The sequence below is a fragment of the Paracoccus sulfuroxidans genome, from assembly GCF_007830335.1.
In the GTDB taxonomy this organism is placed as follows: Bacteria; Pseudomonadota; Alphaproteobacteria; order Rhodobacterales; family Rhodobacteraceae; genus Paracoccus; species Paracoccus sulfuroxidans.
In genome coordinates this window covers 240,048-256,713 of record NZ_VLKU01000002.1, presented here as the reverse complement: position 1 = coordinate 256,713, position 16,666 = coordinate 240,048, and the positions used below count along the sequence as shown (strand labels likewise).

General features: G+C 64.5%; 16 protein-coding genes and 1 riboswitch. Of the genes, 6 read left to right on the top strand and 10 right to left on the bottom strand.

From position 1 onward, the window contains the following. Positions 1-13: 13 nt before the first annotated feature. Genes IQ24_RS03755 through lptF form a run of 3 tightly spaced genes read right to left on the bottom strand, consistent with a single transcriptional unit; the run spans position 14 to position 4,683 of the window. The gene (locus tag IQ24_RS03755; RefSeq protein ID WP_145396381.1) at positions 14-2,365 is read right to left on the bottom strand and encodes an LPS-assembly protein LptD; all 2,352 of its coding nucleotides are present in this window, start codon (positions 2,363-2,365) and stop codon (positions 14-16) included. 57 nt (positions 2,366-2,422) lie between these two features. Further along, positions 2,423-3,538 (bottom strand): LPS export ABC transporter permease LptG, encoded by a 1,116-nt coding sequence (gene lptG, locus IQ24_RS03750; protein WP_145396379.1) that lies wholly within the window; start codon positions 3,536-3,538, stop codon positions 2,423-2,425. Next, complete coding sequence (gene lptF / locus IQ24_RS03745) at positions 3,535-4,683, bottom strand: LPS export ABC transporter permease LptF (protein WP_145396377.1); 1,149 nt, start codon at positions 4,681-4,683, stop codon at positions 3,535-3,537. The genes lptG and lptF overlap by 4 nt, the downstream gene beginning before the upstream one ends. Before the next feature lie 127 nt (positions 4,684-4,810). Here lptF and IQ24_RS03740 point away from each other — a divergent pair, with 127 nt between their 5' ends. Both IQ24_RS03740 and IQ24_RS03735 read left to right on the top strand, forming a co-directional pair. After that, positions 4,811-6,334 carry a leucyl aminopeptidase gene (locus IQ24_RS03740; RefSeq protein ID WP_145396376.1) on the top strand — a complete coding sequence of 508 codons (1,524 nt, stop codon included), beginning with the start codon at positions 4,811-4,813 and terminating at the stop codon, positions 6,332-6,334. 3 nt (positions 6,335-6,337) lie between these two features. Further along, on the top strand, positions 6,338-6,787 hold the full coding sequence (locus tag IQ24_RS03735; RefSeq protein ID WP_145396375.1) for a DNA polymerase III subunit chi: 450 nt from the start codon (positions 6,338-6,340) through the stop codon (positions 6,785-6,787). A gap of 13 nt (positions 6,788-6,800) precedes the next feature. On the opposite strand, the gene IQ24_RS03730 is transcribed toward IQ24_RS03735, so the two are convergent. Further along, complete coding sequence (locus IQ24_RS03730) at positions 6,801-7,376, bottom strand: retropepsin-like aspartic protease family protein (RefSeq protein WP_199756474.1); 576 nt, start codon at positions 7,374-7,376, stop codon at positions 6,801-6,803. Beyond that, positions 7,376-7,987, bottom strand: a complete 612-nt coding sequence (locus IQ24_RS03725; RefSeq protein ID WP_145396373.1) for a MarC family protein — start codon at positions 7,985-7,987, stop codon at positions 7,376-7,378. The genes IQ24_RS03730 and IQ24_RS03725 overlap by 1 nt, the downstream gene beginning before the upstream one ends. A 164-nt stretch (positions 7,988-8,151) precedes the next feature. Here IQ24_RS03725 and IQ24_RS03720 point away from each other — a divergent pair, with 164 nt between their 5' ends. From IQ24_RS03720 to IQ24_RS03705, 4 genes are read left to right on the top strand one after another with little or no spacing between them, the layout of a single operon-like run. Further along, positions 8,152-8,463, top strand: a complete 312-nt coding sequence (locus tag IQ24_RS03720) for a twin-arginine translocase TatA/TatE family subunit (protein ID WP_145396372.1) — start codon at positions 8,152-8,154, stop codon at positions 8,461-8,463. A gap of 20 nt (positions 8,464-8,483) precedes the next feature. Next, positions 8,484-8,996, top strand: a complete 513-nt coding sequence (gene tatB, locus IQ24_RS03715; RefSeq protein ID WP_145396371.1) for a Sec-independent protein translocase protein TatB — start codon at positions 8,484-8,486, stop codon at positions 8,994-8,996. 21 nt (positions 8,997-9,017) lie between these two features. Continuing rightward, positions 9,018-9,911: a twin-arginine translocase subunit TatC gene (gene tatC, locus IQ24_RS03710; protein ID WP_145396370.1), complete on the top strand. Its 894-nt coding sequence runs from the start codon at positions 9,018-9,020 to the stop codon at positions 9,909-9,911. Then, complete coding sequence (locus tag IQ24_RS03705) at positions 9,904-10,746, top strand: ATP-binding protein (protein ID WP_145396369.1); 843 nt, start codon at positions 9,904-9,906, stop codon at positions 10,744-10,746. Before tatC ends, IQ24_RS03705 begins: the two co-directional genes overlap by 8 nt. A gap of 119 nt (positions 10,747-10,865) precedes the next feature. On the opposite strand, the gene nrdF is transcribed toward IQ24_RS03705, so the two are convergent. The 5 genes from nrdF to amaB all read right to left on the bottom strand — a co-directional run bounded on the left by nrdF (position 10,866) and on the right by amaB (position 16,666). Further along, complete coding sequence (gene nrdF / locus IQ24_RS03700; protein ID WP_145396368.1) at positions 10,866-11,837, bottom strand: class 1b ribonucleoside-diphosphate reductase subunit beta; 972 nt, start codon at positions 11,835-11,837, stop codon at positions 10,866-10,868. Positions 11,838-11,912: 75 nt separating this feature from the next. Then, entirely contained in the window at positions 11,913-14,039 is a 2,127-nt protein-coding gene (gene nrdE / locus IQ24_RS03695; RefSeq protein WP_145396367.1) for a class 1b ribonucleoside-diphosphate reductase subunit alpha, read from the bottom strand. After that, complete coding sequence (gene nrdI / locus IQ24_RS03690; protein ID WP_145396366.1) at positions 14,021-14,437, bottom strand: class Ib ribonucleoside-diphosphate reductase assembly flavoprotein NrdI; 417 nt, start codon at positions 14,435-14,437, stop codon at positions 14,021-14,023. The genes nrdE and nrdI overlap by 19 nt, the downstream gene beginning before the upstream one ends. Before the next feature lie 13 nt (positions 14,438-14,450). Then, positions 14,451-14,672 carry a glutaredoxin-like protein NrdH gene (gene nrdH, locus IQ24_RS03685; RefSeq protein WP_145396365.1) on the bottom strand — a complete coding sequence of 74 codons (222 nt, stop codon included), beginning with the start codon at positions 14,670-14,672 and terminating at the stop codon, positions 14,451-14,453. Positions 14,673-14,768: 96 nt separating this feature from the next. Further along, positions 14,769-14,952: riboswitch (cobalamin riboswitch) on the bottom strand. 184 nt (positions 14,953-15,136) lie between these two features. Beyond that, complete coding sequence (gene amaB / locus IQ24_RS03680) at positions 15,137-16,666, bottom strand: L-piperidine-6-carboxylate dehydrogenase (RefSeq protein WP_145396364.1); 1,530 nt, start codon at positions 16,664-16,666, stop codon at positions 15,137-15,139.

Here is a 16,666-nt window from a genome sequence, read left to right as displayed (position 1 = left end):
GTTTCGCCGGACATTAACGCAGGCACGCGCGGCGCGCCACCGTTCCCGGCCCGGCTTTTTGTTTCCCGAACCCGCCAAGGCGAATGCCCAAGTCGAAACTGGTGTCCGGCGTCAGATTGTCCGACGAGGTGAAACGACGCTCAAGCGCCATTTCAAGGGTCACGCATTCGTTACGGTATTGCATTCCGATCTCGGCCTTCTGGGCGCGGTCCGAGGCAAAGTCATAACGCGTCTCGGCCGTGCCCCACCAGCCATCGGTGATCTGCCAGCCAGCGGTGGCGGTCAGTTCCGACACATCCTCCAGCCGGGCCTCACGCTCGTCGGTATCCATCCACAGATAGCCCGCCGACAGCATGACTTTCTCATTGTACCAGCCCGCCCGCAGTTCATTGCGGCTGATCGAGAACGAGTTGTCGAAGAGCGCCCGGTTCGCGATCGCAAGCCCGCTGCTGTCCGAGTAATGCGCCGCCAGCAGCCAATCCGAGCTTTTGCCGCCCAATGGCCCCGAGCTGCTGAAGGCCGTATCGACCGTATTGCGGAACACCCGGCCAGCCGTCAGGCCGATGGACCAGCCCGCCGGGTCGATGCGGGTCCAGGCCAGACCCACATTCGCCCGGAACCCCGATTCGCGCGCATCCGCGCCGGGGAAGCGGTTCAGCGAGAAGAGGTTCCCCTCATCAAACTCGATCAGGCGGCTGTCCTCGTTCGGTACCTTGTCCTGAGATTCGCGCTTGGGCGACCAGACGATCTGGATGATCGGCTCCAGCAGTTGCGTGACGCCTTTGGCATGGCGCGCCAGCGGCCAGCGCAGTTCCGTGGCCAGCGTCGGATAGGCGCGGGCGATCCAGTCCTCATATTCGCTGTCCTGTCGGATGCGGTAGAAATCTGCGTTCACCTGCGTCTCAACCTGACCGACCAGACCGCCGGGCAGGATCTCGCTGCGCTGCCAGTTCAACCCCAGCGAGCCGCGCGCCATGTCGCGGCCATCTCGATCGACACTGGAGGGGCGGCGATGCGCGTGCAGCGACCATTGCAGATTGGCGATGCCACCCAGACGCTCCGGCGTCCAGCGCCGCGCCCAATAGGCATCGGCCACCTGCGCGGGGGCCAGCGAGGCGGGCTCGTCCTCGCGCAGCGATTCGTAATTGCCGATCCGCGCCCAGACCAGCCGGTCGCGGCGCACGCGGTCCAGCGTCACCCCGCTCCACAGCCGGTCGGCGTCCGAGATGTCGTAATCCAGCAGATAGGCCCGGTCGCTGGCCATCTGGACCTGCAGCGACAGGTTATAGCCGCGCGGAAGCTCGAACCGGGCGGCGCCGAACAGATAGCCGCGCGTTTCATCGGGGTCGATGTCGTCACGCGACAGCGCTCCGCTCCATTCCATCGCGCCGTTCGAGAAGGCCTGACGATAGCGCAGCTCCAGCGTGCGGGTGCGGCTGGCGGCAACATAGGGCGTCACCGTCAGGTCGGCGTGATCGCCCAGCGTGATAAAATAGGGCAGCTTGATGCCGAACCCCAGCCGCGAGGTGGTACGGAAGGCCGGGCGCAGGAAGCCCGTCATCCGCTCGACACTGGGGTCGGGGGCCGAGATCCAGGGCAGCGCGCCCACCGTCACGCCCATCAGGCGAAGCCGCGGGCGGTCGAACAGAAGCTGCTGGGTCTGGGCGTCATGTACCACGCTGCGGGCCCGGATCTCCCACAGCGGGGTCGGATCTTCGGCGCAGACGCGGCAGCTTGAGGTGACGACGTTGTCAAGGCGGGTGAAGCGGCCCTCGCCCTCGCGCCGGACCTGCCGGGCGGCCAGCTGCAGCTCTCGCGCCAGCACCAGCCGGGCGCCACGCAGGATGCCGTCCTGCATGTTGCGGTCCAGTTGCGCGCTGTCGGCGATCAGCACCATCTCATCCTCGGAACCGGCGGTTCCCGGCTGGGTCAGGTGGATCGGGCCGTCAATCGTGGCAGCCCCGGTCGTGCCGTCATAGGTCACACGAGAGGCGACCAGCCGCGCGCCCTGATACCAGATCACCACGCCATTCGAGGCGGTGATGGTGTTGTCGGCCCCGAGTGTCAGGTCATCGGCCAGAATCGTCGCGGCCCCGCCTTGCTGAGAGGGTTGGCCGGTCACCTGAATCGACGAGCCCGGGCCGCGCGTCACGCTGGAGGGCCTGCGCACGATCGTGCCATCGGCCACGCGCTCATTGTCATCGGCCTGCTCGGTGGGGGCGAGGGCCGGGCCGCGCGCCTGCAACTGGCTGTCGGTCGAAAAATCATAGAAGGGCACGGTCTGCCCGTCGGGCACCACCGTTTGCGCCATCGCGGCAGCGGGCAGGGCGGCCATCCATGCGGCCGCCTGCAGGTTGCGACGCATCCTGCGGCCCTTGCTTTCCACGTTACCCGGGATGCCCCGGAGCCGTTTCGCGGCCATCTATCCGTCCTCCAGCCGCAGCAACGCGCCAAGCGCGAACAGCAGGGCCACGATGGGCGGAGCCCAGCCGGCCAGTGCCGCCGGGATGCCGCCATTGTCCCCCAGCACCTGCGCAAGGTTGCGCAGGAAGAAAAGTGCGATGCCCGAGCCGAATGCCGCCAGCACCAGAAGCCCCATCTTGCGCCCGCGCATGTGACGCATGGTGAATACTGCCGCAACCACCACCATCGCCGCCATAAGAAGCGGACGGGCCAGCTCCATCTGAAGCCAGACCTGATGCCTTTTTGCCGAAAACCCCGCCCGCTCGAGCCCACGGATGAAGCTGGGCAACTGCCAGACCGGCACGGCCTCGGGGCGTCCGAAGCTGTCGCGGATGCGGTCGGCGGTCAGGTCGGTCGGCAGATCGACCCGGGGCGCGGTGGTCGCGTTCACCTCGGGGTTGGGCTGGTCCAGCGGCCACTCCTTGGTGTCGGTCAGGTGCCAGGCGCCATCGCTGAGCCGGGCCTCGGCGGCGTCGATGCGGCGCGTCGGGCCCTCGGTCGGCGAAAAGACCATGAAGGTCGCGTTGTAAAGCGTGGTGGCGTCCGGGCTGGCGCGGTTCGCGCGGATGACGACTTGGCCCCCGGCCTCTTTCCCGTCGGCGGTGCGCAGCGCCTGACGCAGCCAGACCGCGTTGTCGCCAAGGCTGACTGTCTGGTCCGAGCCGCGCTGGATCTTCGCCACGGCGCTGTCATAGCGGTTGGCCGTGCCCGCGACCATCGGGTTGAAGACTGCCACCGCGATGCAGCCAAGGACGAAGGCCATGATCGCCGGGGCCGCCACGACCCGCAGGCCCGAGCGGCCCGAGGCGCGCACCGCCACCAGTTCTGAACTGCGCGAGAGCCCCAGAAACAGCGCGATCCCGGCCAGCACGGTGATCAGCGGCATGATCGAATAGAAGCTGTCGGTGATGTTCAGGATCGCAAGGCCCGCCGCGCCGCTCAGCCCGATGTCTTCATCCGAGAAGCGGCGGATCTGCTCGACAATGTCGATCAGGAACAGGATGGCCAGAAAGACCAGCGACACGATGATGTAGCTGCGCAGAAAGCGGCGGGCGACATAGGCCGAGAGAATCATCGGGCATCTCCGGTCTGCGGATCAGCGGGCAGGGGGCGCGCCACCCGGCGGGGTCGGGCCGCCTGCCACAGGACGCCCACGCAGATCAGCGCGCCAATCAGCGTCGGCATATAGATCAGCGGCCATTTCGACGCATCCCGCGCCACCTGATTTTCCGCCGCCGTGATTAGGAATTGCACGAAGATCAGCGACAGCACCGCCCAGAGCATCTGCCGCCAGACCCCGAAGCGGCTGAACCCGCCCAGAAGCAGCATGGCAAAACCCAGCATCGCGGCAATGGGCGACTGGAAGGGCTTGGCGATCCGCTCATGCGCCTCGGCCAGCGCCTTGTCGGGCGTGGCACCGGTCGCGGCCAGAAGCTCGGCATCGGGGCTAAGCAGCCGCGCGGTCGAGTACGAGCGCAGGTCGCGCTTGCGGGTGGTGCCAGTGTCGATCAGCGCGCCGATGTCATAGGTCAGGTCCTTGAAGCGGGTCACGGACAGGCGCTGCTGACCTCCGGCGTTCGAAAGGTTCTGCACCATGCCCTGCATCAGGACCAGTTTCGGCCCTTGTTCGGTCCTGACCAGCAGCGCCTCGGCGGCAGTATAGATCGACTGATCGGCGGGGTCGCGCGCGTCCTCAAGGTAGAAATCCTCAAGCCTGCCATCGGCGGCGATGTTGCGGATGAAAAGCGTCATCCCCTTGGCAGGGTACTGGAACGTGCCCGCGCGCAGGAATTGCGAGCCGACGTTCTGTGCGATCTCGGCCTGACGGTCGGCCAGCCGCCCGCGCGCCATCGGCACCAGCGCATGGACCAGAAGCGCCACCAGCAGCGCAACCAGCAGGCCAAAGACCAGCACCGGGCGCGCCAGCCGCCAGGGCGACATGCCTGCGGTCTGCATCGCCACCAGCTCGGATTCCGAGGCCAGCCGGTTCGTCCCATAGGCCGAGGCCGCGAATGCCGCGATCGGCAGCACGACCGAGATGACCAGCGGCAGTGTCAGGATGGTGAATTCCAGCACCACGAGTGCGGTCTGGCCGTCGGAAATCAGCTGCTCGAACAGGGAAACCGCGCGGTTGATCCAATAGACCGAGATCAGCACAAGGCCGAAGAACCCGAACAGGGTCAGGAACTGCGACAGGATGTATCGGTCGATGCGGGGCATTGCGGTTCCGTGGCTGGCTGGGCATTGATTAACCAACGATGTGGCTTTCGAAAAGCCCCGGGACTGGTCAACGGTCGGGAGCGTGACTAGTTTCCTGTGAAATGCCGAATTCTGGAAAGGCGATATTATGGCGCAACCGGTTGAAATTTCCTTTACTTCCACGACCACCGAGGGTCTGGCCGAGCGGACGGGACGCGTGGCGATCCTTGTGGGCGAAAACGGCCGACTGCCGGGCGGGCTGCCGCGGCTGGCCCGATCGGCGGCGACCCGCGCATTGGCCTCGGACGCCTGGAAAGATGTGAAGCCCGGCAGCGCGCTGGAACTGGCCTTCCCCGCTGGCATGGAGGCCGAGGCGCTGCAGCTGATCAACCTGCCACGCCGCGCCGAGGTGACCGAGGCCCGCAAGGCCGGGGCCGCCATCGGTGCGCGTCTGGGCAAGTCCGGCGCGACCGTGCTGGCCGGAAACCACCCCCGCGCGCAGGAAGTCGCCCTTGGGATCGCGCTGCGCGCCTATGATTTCGATGCCTACAAGACCCGCAAGTCGGACGGTGATGCCGAGGCCGAGGCCCGGACCCGCGGTCGCGTCACCTTCATGCATGACGACCCGGATGCGATGGCCCGCGCCGCGACCGAAGGGGCGGCGGTGGCCGAGGCGGTGCTTTTCACCCGCGATCTGGTCAATGAACCGGCGAATGTGCTGACGACCTCGGATTTCGCGGACCGCCTGCTGGCGATGCGAGAGCTTGGCCTCGACGTCGAGGTGCTGGACGAGGACGCGCTCGGCAAGCTTGGCATGCGCGCGCTTCTGGCCGTGGGGCAGGGGTCCGAAAGCCCCTCGAAAGTTGTGGTCATGCGCTGGAACGGCGGCGGCGATGAGGCCCCGCTGGCGCTGGTCGGCAAGGGCGTCGTCTTCGACACCGGCGGCATCTCGATCAAACCGGCCGCCGGCATGGAAGAGATGACGATGGACATGGGCGGCGCCGGCGTCGTCGCAGGCGTCATGCGCGCTCTGGCGCTGCGCCGCGCGCGTGCCAACGTCGTGGGTCTGGTCGGTCTGGTCGAGAACATGCCCGACGGCAAGGCGCAGCGTCCGGGCGATATCGTCCGCTCGATGAAGGGCGACACGATCGAGGTGATCAACACCGATGCCGAAGGCCGTCTCGTGCTGGCGGACGTGCTGTGGTACGCGCAGGAGCGGTTCAAGCCCCGCGCCGTCATCGACCTTGCGACGCTGACGGGGGCCGTGATCGTGGCGCTTGGCCATGACAATGCGGGCGTCTTTGCAAATGACGACGCGCTGGCCTCGACGCTCCTGAATGCCGCGAAGGCCGAGGGTGAGGGCGCATGGCGTCTGCCGCTGGGCCAGCCCTATGACAACCTGATCAAGTCGCGCCTTGCGGATATGAAGAACAGCGGCGGCCGTTCGGCCGGGTCGATCACGGCGGCGCAGTTCCTGCAGCGCTTCATCGGCAAGGATGTCCCCTGGGCGCATATCGACATCGCGGGCGTGGCCCTGCCTCCGGGTGAGACGACGCTGGCCCCGAAGGGCGCGACGGGCTGGGGCGTGATGACGCTGAACCGGCTGGTGCGCGACAATTACGAACTGCCGCCCGAGACCTCGCCCTTCAGCAAGAAGATGAAGAAGGGCTGATCCATGGGCTCGGCGCTCTTCTATCACCTCACCCGGTCCAGTCCCGGCCAGCTTTTGCCCATGTTGCTGGGCAAATCGCTGCAGGCGGGCTGGCGGGTCGAGCTGCGCGGTCGCGATGCCGCGCGGATGGGCGCGCTCGACGAAAACCTGTGGCAGGGGGATGGCTTCCTGCCGCATGGGCTGGCGGGCGGGCCGCATGACGGACGCCAGCCGGTCCTGCTGACCATCGAGGGGCAGGTCGCGGTGAACAATCCGCGTTGCCTGATGGCCGTCGACGGGGCCGAGGTGGCGGGCGCGGAATGCGCGGATCTGGACCGCACCTGCATCATTTTCGACGGAAATGACCCGCAGGCGCTGGACCGCGCCCGCAGCCAGTGGCGCGACCTGAAGGCGGCGGGCGTCAGTGCCGAATACTGGTCCGAGGCGGGCGGTCGCTGGGAACGCAAGCAATAGCCGCAGGCGGGGCCTAGCGCTCCAGCACCAGCACATTCCCTTCGATACTGACGCGGGCAAAGCCTGACAGATAGGACATGCCCAGAAGCGACTGGTCCAGATCGCCCTGCAGCACGACCGCCTGCACGTTCTGGTCATGCAGATCGCCCAGATCGAAGGTGCGGATGGTGACGGGCGCGGTGCCGACCTGACCATTCGCGGTATTGGCGATGCCGATATAGGCCAGCGACTCGGGGTCGATGCCGATGCGTTCGGCGTCGCGGGGGCCAAGCGCGATGGTCGAGGCGCCTGTGTCGACAACGAAGCTGACCTCGACGTCGTTTAAAAGGGCCGTCAGGTGGTAATGGCCGTCATTGCCGACCGGAACCTCGATGCGCCCACCCTCCAGCACGCGTTGCTGCGGGCTCACGATGCCCTTGATGTCGCCCCAGAGGCCCGCCACCGCAATCGCCCCCAGAAAGATCATCCCCCAGGCCAGCGCCTGACGCAGGGTCTGGCCGGGCCGGGCGCGCAATTCGGTCAGCAGGAAGCCTCCGACGGCGACCAGCAGCAGCACAAGATAGGCCATGCGGCCAAAGTCTTCGGTCATCAGAACAGCCCCGATCCCTTCAGCCCGTCGATGACGAACTGGATCGACAGGGCCGCAAGCAGCATGCCGAAAAGCCGTGTCATCACCATCGTTCCCGTACGCCCAAGGATATGGGCGATCTGCCCGGCCATGGCAAAGAAGGCTGCCGCGATCGCCAGAACCGACAGCATCACCAGATGCACCATCAGCGTATGCGGCAGGCTTTCGTTCTGCCCGACCAGCAGAATCATCGTAGCCAGCGCCCCGGGACCGGCCAGTAGCGGCGTGGCCAGAGGAAAGACCGAAGGGTCGTCCTCTTCGCCCTGCGTGCGCCCCTCGCGGCGTTCAGTCCGCCGCTCGAACAGCATGTCGAGCGCGGTCAGGAACAGCAAAAGGCCCCCCGCGATGCGGAAGGCGGGAAGCGAGATCCCGATGCCGCGCAGAATCGCCTCTCCGGCAAGGCCAAAGACGGTCAGCAGCGCGGCCGCGATGGCCAGCGCCCGCCAGCCGATTCGCCTGCGCTGCGCATGGGTCATGTCGCGGGTCAGCGCGATGAACAGCGGCGCCAGCCCGACCGGGTCGATGACCACGAACAGGGTGACGAAAGCGCTGATGATCTGGGTGCTGTCCATTCTTCCTCTATGGCCTGAAACGGCGGGCCGGGAAAGCCACAAGACCTGCAAGGGCCTTCCTCACGCGTTTGGGGGTTTCTTCATGACGCGACGACCCCTATATCAGTGTGACACAAGGCTAAGCTACGCGCGGCACGAAGATGCCGCGCCACGGAGGTAAATACATGCACGCACCTTCCCCCATGGCGCTATTGCTGATTGCGATTGTCGTTCTGGTTCTGTTTGGCCGCGGCAAGGTCTCGTCCCTGATGGGCGAGGTCGGCAAAGGCATCACGGCTTTCAAGAAAGGCGTGAAGGAAGGCTCGCAAGAGGATGCAGCCGAAGAAAAGGCCGCTGAACTGAACACCGCCGATGACATCGCCGCCGCCCGCGCCGAACTGGCCGCCGAGCGCGCCAAGCTGGACGCCGACCGCGCCCGCCTGTCCACCGACAGCAACCTGCGCGACGTCACCCCCACCGATCAGACCAAGTCCTGATCCGGGGCGACTGAGCCGTCATGTTCGATATCGGCTGGAGCGAGCTTCTGCTGATCGGCGTTGTGGCGCTGATCGTGATTGGTCCCGAGGACCTGCCCAAGTTGTTCCGCACTCTGGGCCGCATCACTGCGCGTGCCCGTGGCATGGCGCGCGAATTCACCAGCGCCATGGAGGACGCGGCCAAAAGCTCGGGGCTTGAGGACGCGTCGAAGGCGCTGAAGGACGTGAACTCGCTCACGTCGAAGAAGAACCTCGGCCTTGATGCGCTTGACCGTGCGGCCGAGCGGTTCGAGAAATGGGACCCGCTGAACCCCAAGGAACAGGCGAAGTCGAAAAGCCCGGTGCCCGATCCTTCAGCCCCGGCAGCGCCCGCCAGCTCCACTTCGGTGCCCGATCAGGGCGGGCCTGCTTCCGCGGGGTCCGAACTGCCACCTCCGCCCGGAATTTCCGCGCCGCTGCGCGAAGGAGAGCTTCAGCCCTCGCCGGGGCAACGCCGCCTTCACGCCGTCCGCCGTTCGGACCGCGAGCAGTAATCAGACAGGAAAGGCCGCTTCGTGGCGACGAAATCTGCCAAGCCCAACGATATCGACGAATCCTCTGCGCCATTGATCGAACATCTGGCCGAGCTGCGCACCCGCCTGATCTGGTCGGTGCTGGCTTTCGTCATTGCCATGGTTCTGTGCTATTTCGTCTGGAACCCAATCTTCGACTTCCTGACGCAGCCGATCTGTCATGCGCTTGAAAAGCGCAATCAGGCTTGCGGTCTGATCCTGCTGAAGCTGCAGGAGGGCTTTTTTGTCGCCATGCGCATCGCCTTCTTCGGTGGCTTTGTTCTGGCCTTTCCGGTCGTCGGCTATCAGCTTTGGCGCTTTGTTGCCCCGGGCCTTTACCGCAGCGAAAAGAACGCGCTTCTGCCGTTCCTTGTCGCCTCGCCGGTGATGTTCCTGCTGGGCGCCTCGTTCGCCTATTACGTCATCCTGCCCTGGGCCTTCGACTTCTTCCTGGGCTTCCAGCAGGGCCCGACCGCCTTGCCCGATGCGACGGTGGCCGCCTCCGAGGCCGCACGTCAGGCCGCGCCCGGCGGGACGACCGGCGGCGTCGGCGTCTCGGTCGAGAACCCATGGGCCGGGATCGTCTTCCAGGGCTCGGTCGAGGAATATCTGACGCTGACGACCAAGTTCATCTTGGCCTTCGGCATTTCGTTCCAGCTGCCTGTCGCGCTGACGCTGATGGGCAAGGCCGGGCTCGTCTCGTCCGAGGGGCTGGCGACGGTGCGGCGCTATGCGATCATCGTGATCCTTGTCCTGGCCGCAATGGTGACCCCGCCCGACGTGATCAGCCAGGTGGTGCTGTTCACCGTCATCTATGGGCTTTACGAGATCTCGATCCTGCTTGTCCGGCGGATTGAACGCAATCGCGCCGCTGAGGAACTGGAAACTGATGAGTAAGAATGCCCTGAAGCGCATCGCCGAGGCGCTGGAGCGTCTGGCGCCTGCGCCGCAGCCCGAGCCCGATTTCACGCAAGCCACCGCCTATATCTGGCAGCCCGATCCGGACCGGCTGGTCCCGGTCGACACCGTCAGCCGGGTGGACATGGTGCAGCTGATCGGGATTGACCGCGCACGCGACACGCTGCTGGCCAATACGATGCAATTCGCGCGCGGCCATGCGGCCAACAATGCGCTGCTCTGGGGTTCGCGCGGGATGGGGAAATCCTCGCTGGTCAAGGCCGCCCATGCTGAGGCCGTTCGCGAAGGCCTGCCTCTGGTGCTGGTCGAGATCGCGCGCGAGGATCTGGGCTCGGTCAACCGACTGCTGGCCATTCTGGGCAAGGCCCAGCACCTGCGCTTCATCCTGTTCTCGGACGATCTGTCCTTCAGCCATGACGACACGCAGTACAAATCGCTGAAGGCGGTGCTGGATGGTGGGATCGCCGGGCGGCCCGAGAACGTGATCCTTTACGCCACCTCGAACCGGCGCCACCTGATGCCGCGCGACATGATCGACAATGAACGCTCGACCGCGATCCATCCGGGCGAAGCCGTCGAAGAGAAGGTGTCACTTTCGGATCGTTTCGGGCTGTGGCTGGGCTTCCATCCCTGCTCGCAAGACGAATACCTCGCCATGGTGCGCGGCTATTGCGACAGCTACGGCGTCAGCATCGCCGACGAACAGCTGCGCGCCGAGGCGGTCGAGTGGCAGGCCACCCGCGGTTCACGCTCGGGTCGCGTGGCCTGGCAATTCTTTGTCGATCTGGCCGGGCGTCAGGGAATCGCGGTCTGAACTGACGGCAGTGGGGGGCTTCCGCCCCCTCTTGCGGTTTCACCGCAATTCACCCCCGAGGGTATTTGAAGCAACAGAGAAGACGGGGTCGTCCTGCCCTGTTGCCTCGTGGCGAAGGATTAAAAGTCCCAGTCGTCATCCTCGGTCGCGACGGCCTTGCCGATGACATAGGACGAGCCGGAGCCCGAGAAGAAGTCGTGGTTCTCGCTGTCGGTCGAAAGGGCAGCGAGAATCGCTGGATTGACCTCGCAGGCTTGCGGCGGGAACAGGGCCTCATAGCCGAGGTTCTGCAGCGCCTTGTTGGCGTTATAGTGCAGGAAGGCTTTGACGTCTTCGGTCAGGCCGATGCCATCATAAAGCTCGGCCGCATATTTCGCTTCGATATCATAGAGATCGAAGATCATCGCGAAGGCGAAATCCTTGAGTTCCTGACGCTTCTCTTCCGAAACCTTTTCCAGACCGCGCTGGTATTTATAGCCGATGTAATAGCCATGCACCGCCTCATCGCGGATGATCAGGCGGATGAGGTCGGCGGTATTCGTCAGCTTCGCGCGGCTTGACCAGTACATCGGCAGGTAGAAGCCGGAATAGAAGAGGAAACTTTCGAGGAACACGCTGGCAATCTTGCGCTTCAGGGGATCGGCGCCGGGGTTATATTCCTCGACGATCATCCGGGCCTTCTGCTGAAGATGCGTGTTCTCCTCAGACCAGCGGAACGCCGCATCGACCTCGGGGGTCGAGCAGAGCGTCGAGAAGATCGAGGAATAGGACCGTGCGTGCACCGCCTCCATGAAGGCGATGTTCGAAAGCACCGCCTCTTCATGGGCCGTCACCGCATCGGGCATCATAGAGGGCGCGCCGAGCGTATTCTGGATCGTGTCCAGCAGCGTCAGCCCGGTGAAAACCCGGATCGTCAGCTCGCGCTCTTCAGGCCGCAAGGTCGCCCAGCTTTGCACGTCATTCGACAGCGGCACCTTTTCCGGCAGCCAGAAATTCACCGTCAGGCGGTTCCAGACCTCAAGGTCCTTTTCATCGTCCAGCCGGTTCCAGTTGATCGCTTTCAACGGCGTGCGGAGAATCTGATCCTTCATCCGAAGAACCTTTCTTTCATGTCAAAATATCCTCGGGGGTCCGGGGGCAGACAGCCCCCGGCGTCATGACGTGGCTCACAGAGCGCAGGACACGCAGCCCTGAATCTCGGTGCCTTCCAGCGCGGTCTGGCGCAGGCGGATGTAGTAGATCGTCTTGATCCCCTTCTTCCACGCATAGATCTGCGCCTTGTTGATGTCCCGCGTCGTGGCTTCTGCCGGGAAGAACAGCGTCAGCGACAGGCCCTGATCGACATGTTCGGTCGCCGCGGCATAGGTGTCGATGATCTTTTCCGGCCCGATCTCATACGCGTCGCGGTAATATTCGAGGTTGTCGTTCGACATGAAGGCCGCCGGATAATATACGCGGCCGATCTTGCCTTCCTTGCGGATTTCGATCTTCGCGACGATCGGGTGGATCGAGCTGGTCGAGTTGTTGATATAGCTGATCGACCCGGTCGGCGGCACCGCCTGAAGGTTGCGGTTGTAAAGCCCGTATTCCATCACGTCGGACTTAAGCTCTGCCCAATCTTCGCGCGAGGGCAGCGTGATCCCGTCAAAAACCCGGGTGACTTCTTCGGATACCGGCAGCCAGTCCTGTTCGGTGTATTTGTCGAAGAAGGTGCCATCGGCATATTTCGATTTCTCGAAGCCTTTGAAACTCTCGCCCTTTTCGCGCGCGATCAGATTCGAGGCGCGGATCGCGTGATAGGCAATCGCTGCAAAATAAACGCTGGTGAATTCAACGCCCTCGGGTGAGCCGTAATGAATACGCTCACGCGCGAGGAAGCCATGCAGGTTCATCTGGCCAAGGCCGACGGCATGGGCCTCGTCATTGCCGCGACGGATCGAGGGCACGGCATCAATCGCCGACATTTCCGAGACAGCGGTCAGCGCGCGGATCGCCGCTTCAACGGTCGCACCGAAATCCGGGCCGTCCATCGTCGCCGCGATATTCAGCGAGCCGAGGTTGCAGGAAATATCCGTGCCCATGCGCGAATAGCTCAGATCGTCGTTGAATTCCGACGCCTCGTTCACCTGCAGGATTTCCGAACAGAGGTTCGACATGGTGATGCGCCCGTCGATCGGGTTCGCCTTGTTCACCGTGTCTTCGAACATGATATAGGGATAGCCGCTTTCGAACTGGATCTCGGCCAGAGTCTGGAAGAAGGCGCGGGCGTTGATCTTGCGCTTCTTGATGCGCTTGTCGTCCACCATCTCCTGATACTTCTCGGAGACCGAGATTTCCGAGAAGGGCACGCCGTAAACCTTCTGCACGTCATGCGGCGAGAAGAGATACATATCCTCGTTCTTCTTCGCGAGTTCGAAGGTCACATCCGGAATGACGACGCCAAGCGACAGCGTCTTGATGCGGATTTTTTCATCGGCATTCTCGCGCTTGGTATCAAGGAAGCGCAGGATATCGGGGTGATGGGCGTTCAGGTAGACCGCGCCAGCGCCCTGACGTGCACCAAGTTGGTTTGCGTAGCTGAAGCTATCTTCCAGCAGTTTCATCACCGGGATGACGCCCGAGGACTGGTTCTCGATCCCTTTGATCGGCGCACCGGCCTCGCGGATATTGGTCAGCATCAGCGCCACGCCGCCACCGCGCTTCGAAAGCTGCAGCGACGAGTTAATCGCGCGACCAATGGATTCCATATTGTCTTCGATGCGCAGCAGGAAGCACGAGATCAGCTCGCCGCGCGACTTCTTCCCGGCATTCAGGAAGGTCGGCGTCGCGGGCTGGAACCGGCCCGAGAGGATCTCTTCCATAAAGCGGGTTGCAAGCTTTTCATCGCCGCGCGCCAAGGCGAGCGAGACCATGACGACGCGGTCCTCATAGCGCTCAAGATAGCGCTGACCGTCGCGGGTCTTCAGCGTGTAGCTGGTGTAATATTTGAACGCGCCGAGGAAGGTCGGGAAGCGGAACTTCTTGCGATACGCCTCGTCCCAGATCTGGCGCATGAAGTTCTTGGAATATTGGTCCAGAACCTGCGCCTCGTAATAGCCCTCCTCGACCAGATAATCGAGCTTTTCGTCCAGCGAATGGAAGAAGACCGTGTTCTGGTTCACATGCTGCAGGAAATACTGATGCGCCGCCTTGCGGTCGGCATCGAAACGGATCTGCCCCTCACTGTCATAGAGGTTCAGCATCGCGTTCAGCGCATGATAATCAAGCTCGGCCTTCACGCCATTATCGAGCATTCCATCCCCCGGAATTCAGCTAACCCCGCGCGAATGCGGGCAATGTCGGTTTCGGTCCCGGCCAGCTCGAAGCGATAGAGCACCGGGACATTGCATTTCTTCGCGATGACATCGCCCGCAAGGGCGAAGGTCGCGCCGAAGTTGCGGTTGCCACCCGCGATGACGCCGCGCAGCAGCGCGCGACGGGCAGGGTCGTTCAGGAAGTGGATCACCCGTTTGGGGACCGCGCCACGCCCCATGCCATCGGCAAAGGTTGGGCAGATCAGCACATAGGGCGCGTCGGGCTGGGGCATCGGATCGGCAGGCGACACCGGAATGCGCAGCCCGCCCATCTGAAGGCGCTGCACCATCCGGGCGGTGTTCCCCGAAACCGATGAGAAATAGACCAGTCCCAGCACGGCTTGACCTGCCTTACGACAGGCGGCCGATCATGTCGGGACGGAAGCCCGCCCAGTGTTCTTCGCCCGCGATGACGACGGGGGCCTGACGATAGCCAAGCGCGGTCACCTTCTCCATGGCGGTGCTGTCCTGCGTCAGGTCGATGACGTCATAGGACAGCCCCTTGGCATCCAGCGCGCGGGTGGTCGCGGTGCATTGGACGCAGGCCGGTTTGGAGTAGACGGTGATGGTCATCGCTTCATTGTCCCTTTGCGTTTGCAGGCGGGCGGGACGACGGCCACGGGCCGGGGGCCCGCGAAACCTGCGTCTCCGTGCCCACCGCACGGTTTCGTACTGTCTTCCGTCCTGGCAGGTCTCCTGGCTCACGGCTCAACGCTTCGGCTGTCCTTCCCGGTTTCATCCAGTGGATCTTCAGCTTTGCTTGCCGTTTACAGTTGCGGGGGCAGCACCGGCATTGCACCGGTTTCCCTCTTCACCCCGAGTCGCCCCGAGGACCAAGACCCCATAAATAGACGTTTTCGGTAACGTCTTGTCAATATGTTGTGTGGAGGGATTTAGGCGCCGGTGGCCGTGACGTTCCGGCCATGGCCTTTAAGTCACAGTAGGACAGTCGCGCCTTCCGGGCCAGCGCGCCCGGCGCTGACGTGGCGTGACAGTGCTTTGAAAGGAAAGGGCGGCCGAAGCCGCCCCGATAATCCTCAGATATCGAACTTGACGCCCTGCGCCAAGGGCAGGGACCGCCCATAGTTGATGGTGTTGGTCGCCCGGCGCATATAGGCCTTCCACGCGTCCGAGCCGGACTCGCGCCCGCCGCCGGTTTCCTTTTCGCCGCCGAAGGCTCCGCCGATCTCGGCGCCCGAGGGGCCGATGTTGACGTTGGCGATGCCGCAATCGGAACCCGATGCCGACAGGAAGGTCTCGGCCTCGCGCAGATCATTGGTGAAGCACGAGGACGACAGCCCCTGCGGCACATCGTTCTGCATCGCCAGCGCATCGGCGAAATCGGTGTAGCGGATGACGTAGAGGATCGGCGCGAAGGTTTCCTCCAGCACCGGGCCGGTCTGTGCGGGCATCTCGACCAGTGCGGGGCGGGTGTAATAGGCGTCTTGGGCGGCCTCGACACGCTCGCCACCGACGACCGAGCCTCCGGCGGCGCGCGCGGCCTCCAGCGCCTTCTGCATGCCGTCGAAGGCGGCCTTGTCGATCAGCGGGCCGACCAGATTGCCCTCTTTCAGGGGCGAGCCGACGGTGACCGAGCGATAGGCACCCTTCAGCCGCTCGACCAGCGCGTCATAGACACTGTCATGGACAAAGAGGCGACGCAGCGTGGTGCAGCGCTGGCCCGCCGTGCCCATGGCGGCGAAGGCCACGCCGCGCAGGGTCAGTTCCAGATCGGCGCTGGGCGCGACGATGGCGGCGTTGTTGCCGCCGAGTTCCAGGATCGAACGGCCAAAGCGCGCTGCGACGCGCGGGCCGACGGCCCGGCCCATGCGGGTCGAGCCGGTGGCCGAGATGACGGGGACGCGGGTGTGGTCGACCAGCAGCTCACCAATGTCGGCCCCGCCGATCAGGACGGCGGTCAGGCCCTCGGGGATCTCATGCCCCTCAGCGCGGTAACGCGCGATGGCGCGCTGCAGGATCGCATCGGTCGCCAGTGCCGTCAGCGGGGTCTTTTCCGACGGCTTCCAGACCACGGCATCGCCGCAGACCAGCGCCAGCGCCGCGTTCCAGGACCAGACCGCGACCGGGAAGTTGAAGGCCGAGATCACGCCCACGACGCCCACCGGGTGCCAGGTCTCCATCATTCGGTGATCGGCGCGTTCGGTCGCGATGGTCAGGCCGTAAAGCTGGCGCGAGAGGCCGACAGCGAAATCGCAGATGTCGATCATCTCCTGCACTTCGCCCAAGCCCTCGGAGGTGACCTTGCCCGCCTCGACCGAGACCAGACGGCCCAGCACGTCCTTCGAGGCGCGCAGCTCCTCGCCCAGCAGGCGGATCAGCTCGCCGCGTTTGGGGGCGGGGACGTTGCGCCAGATCTGGAAGGCCGCATGCGCACGCTCGATGGCGGCATTGGCCTGATCGGTGGTGTCGGCCACGACCTCTGCCAGTACCTCGCCGGTGATGGGCGTGCGCGCCGTGACCGAGCCGCCGTCCAGCCGCGCGGCGGGCACACCCAGCGACAGAAGAATTTCGCGCGTCTCAGCGGGAAGCGTGTTCAGTTCATGCAT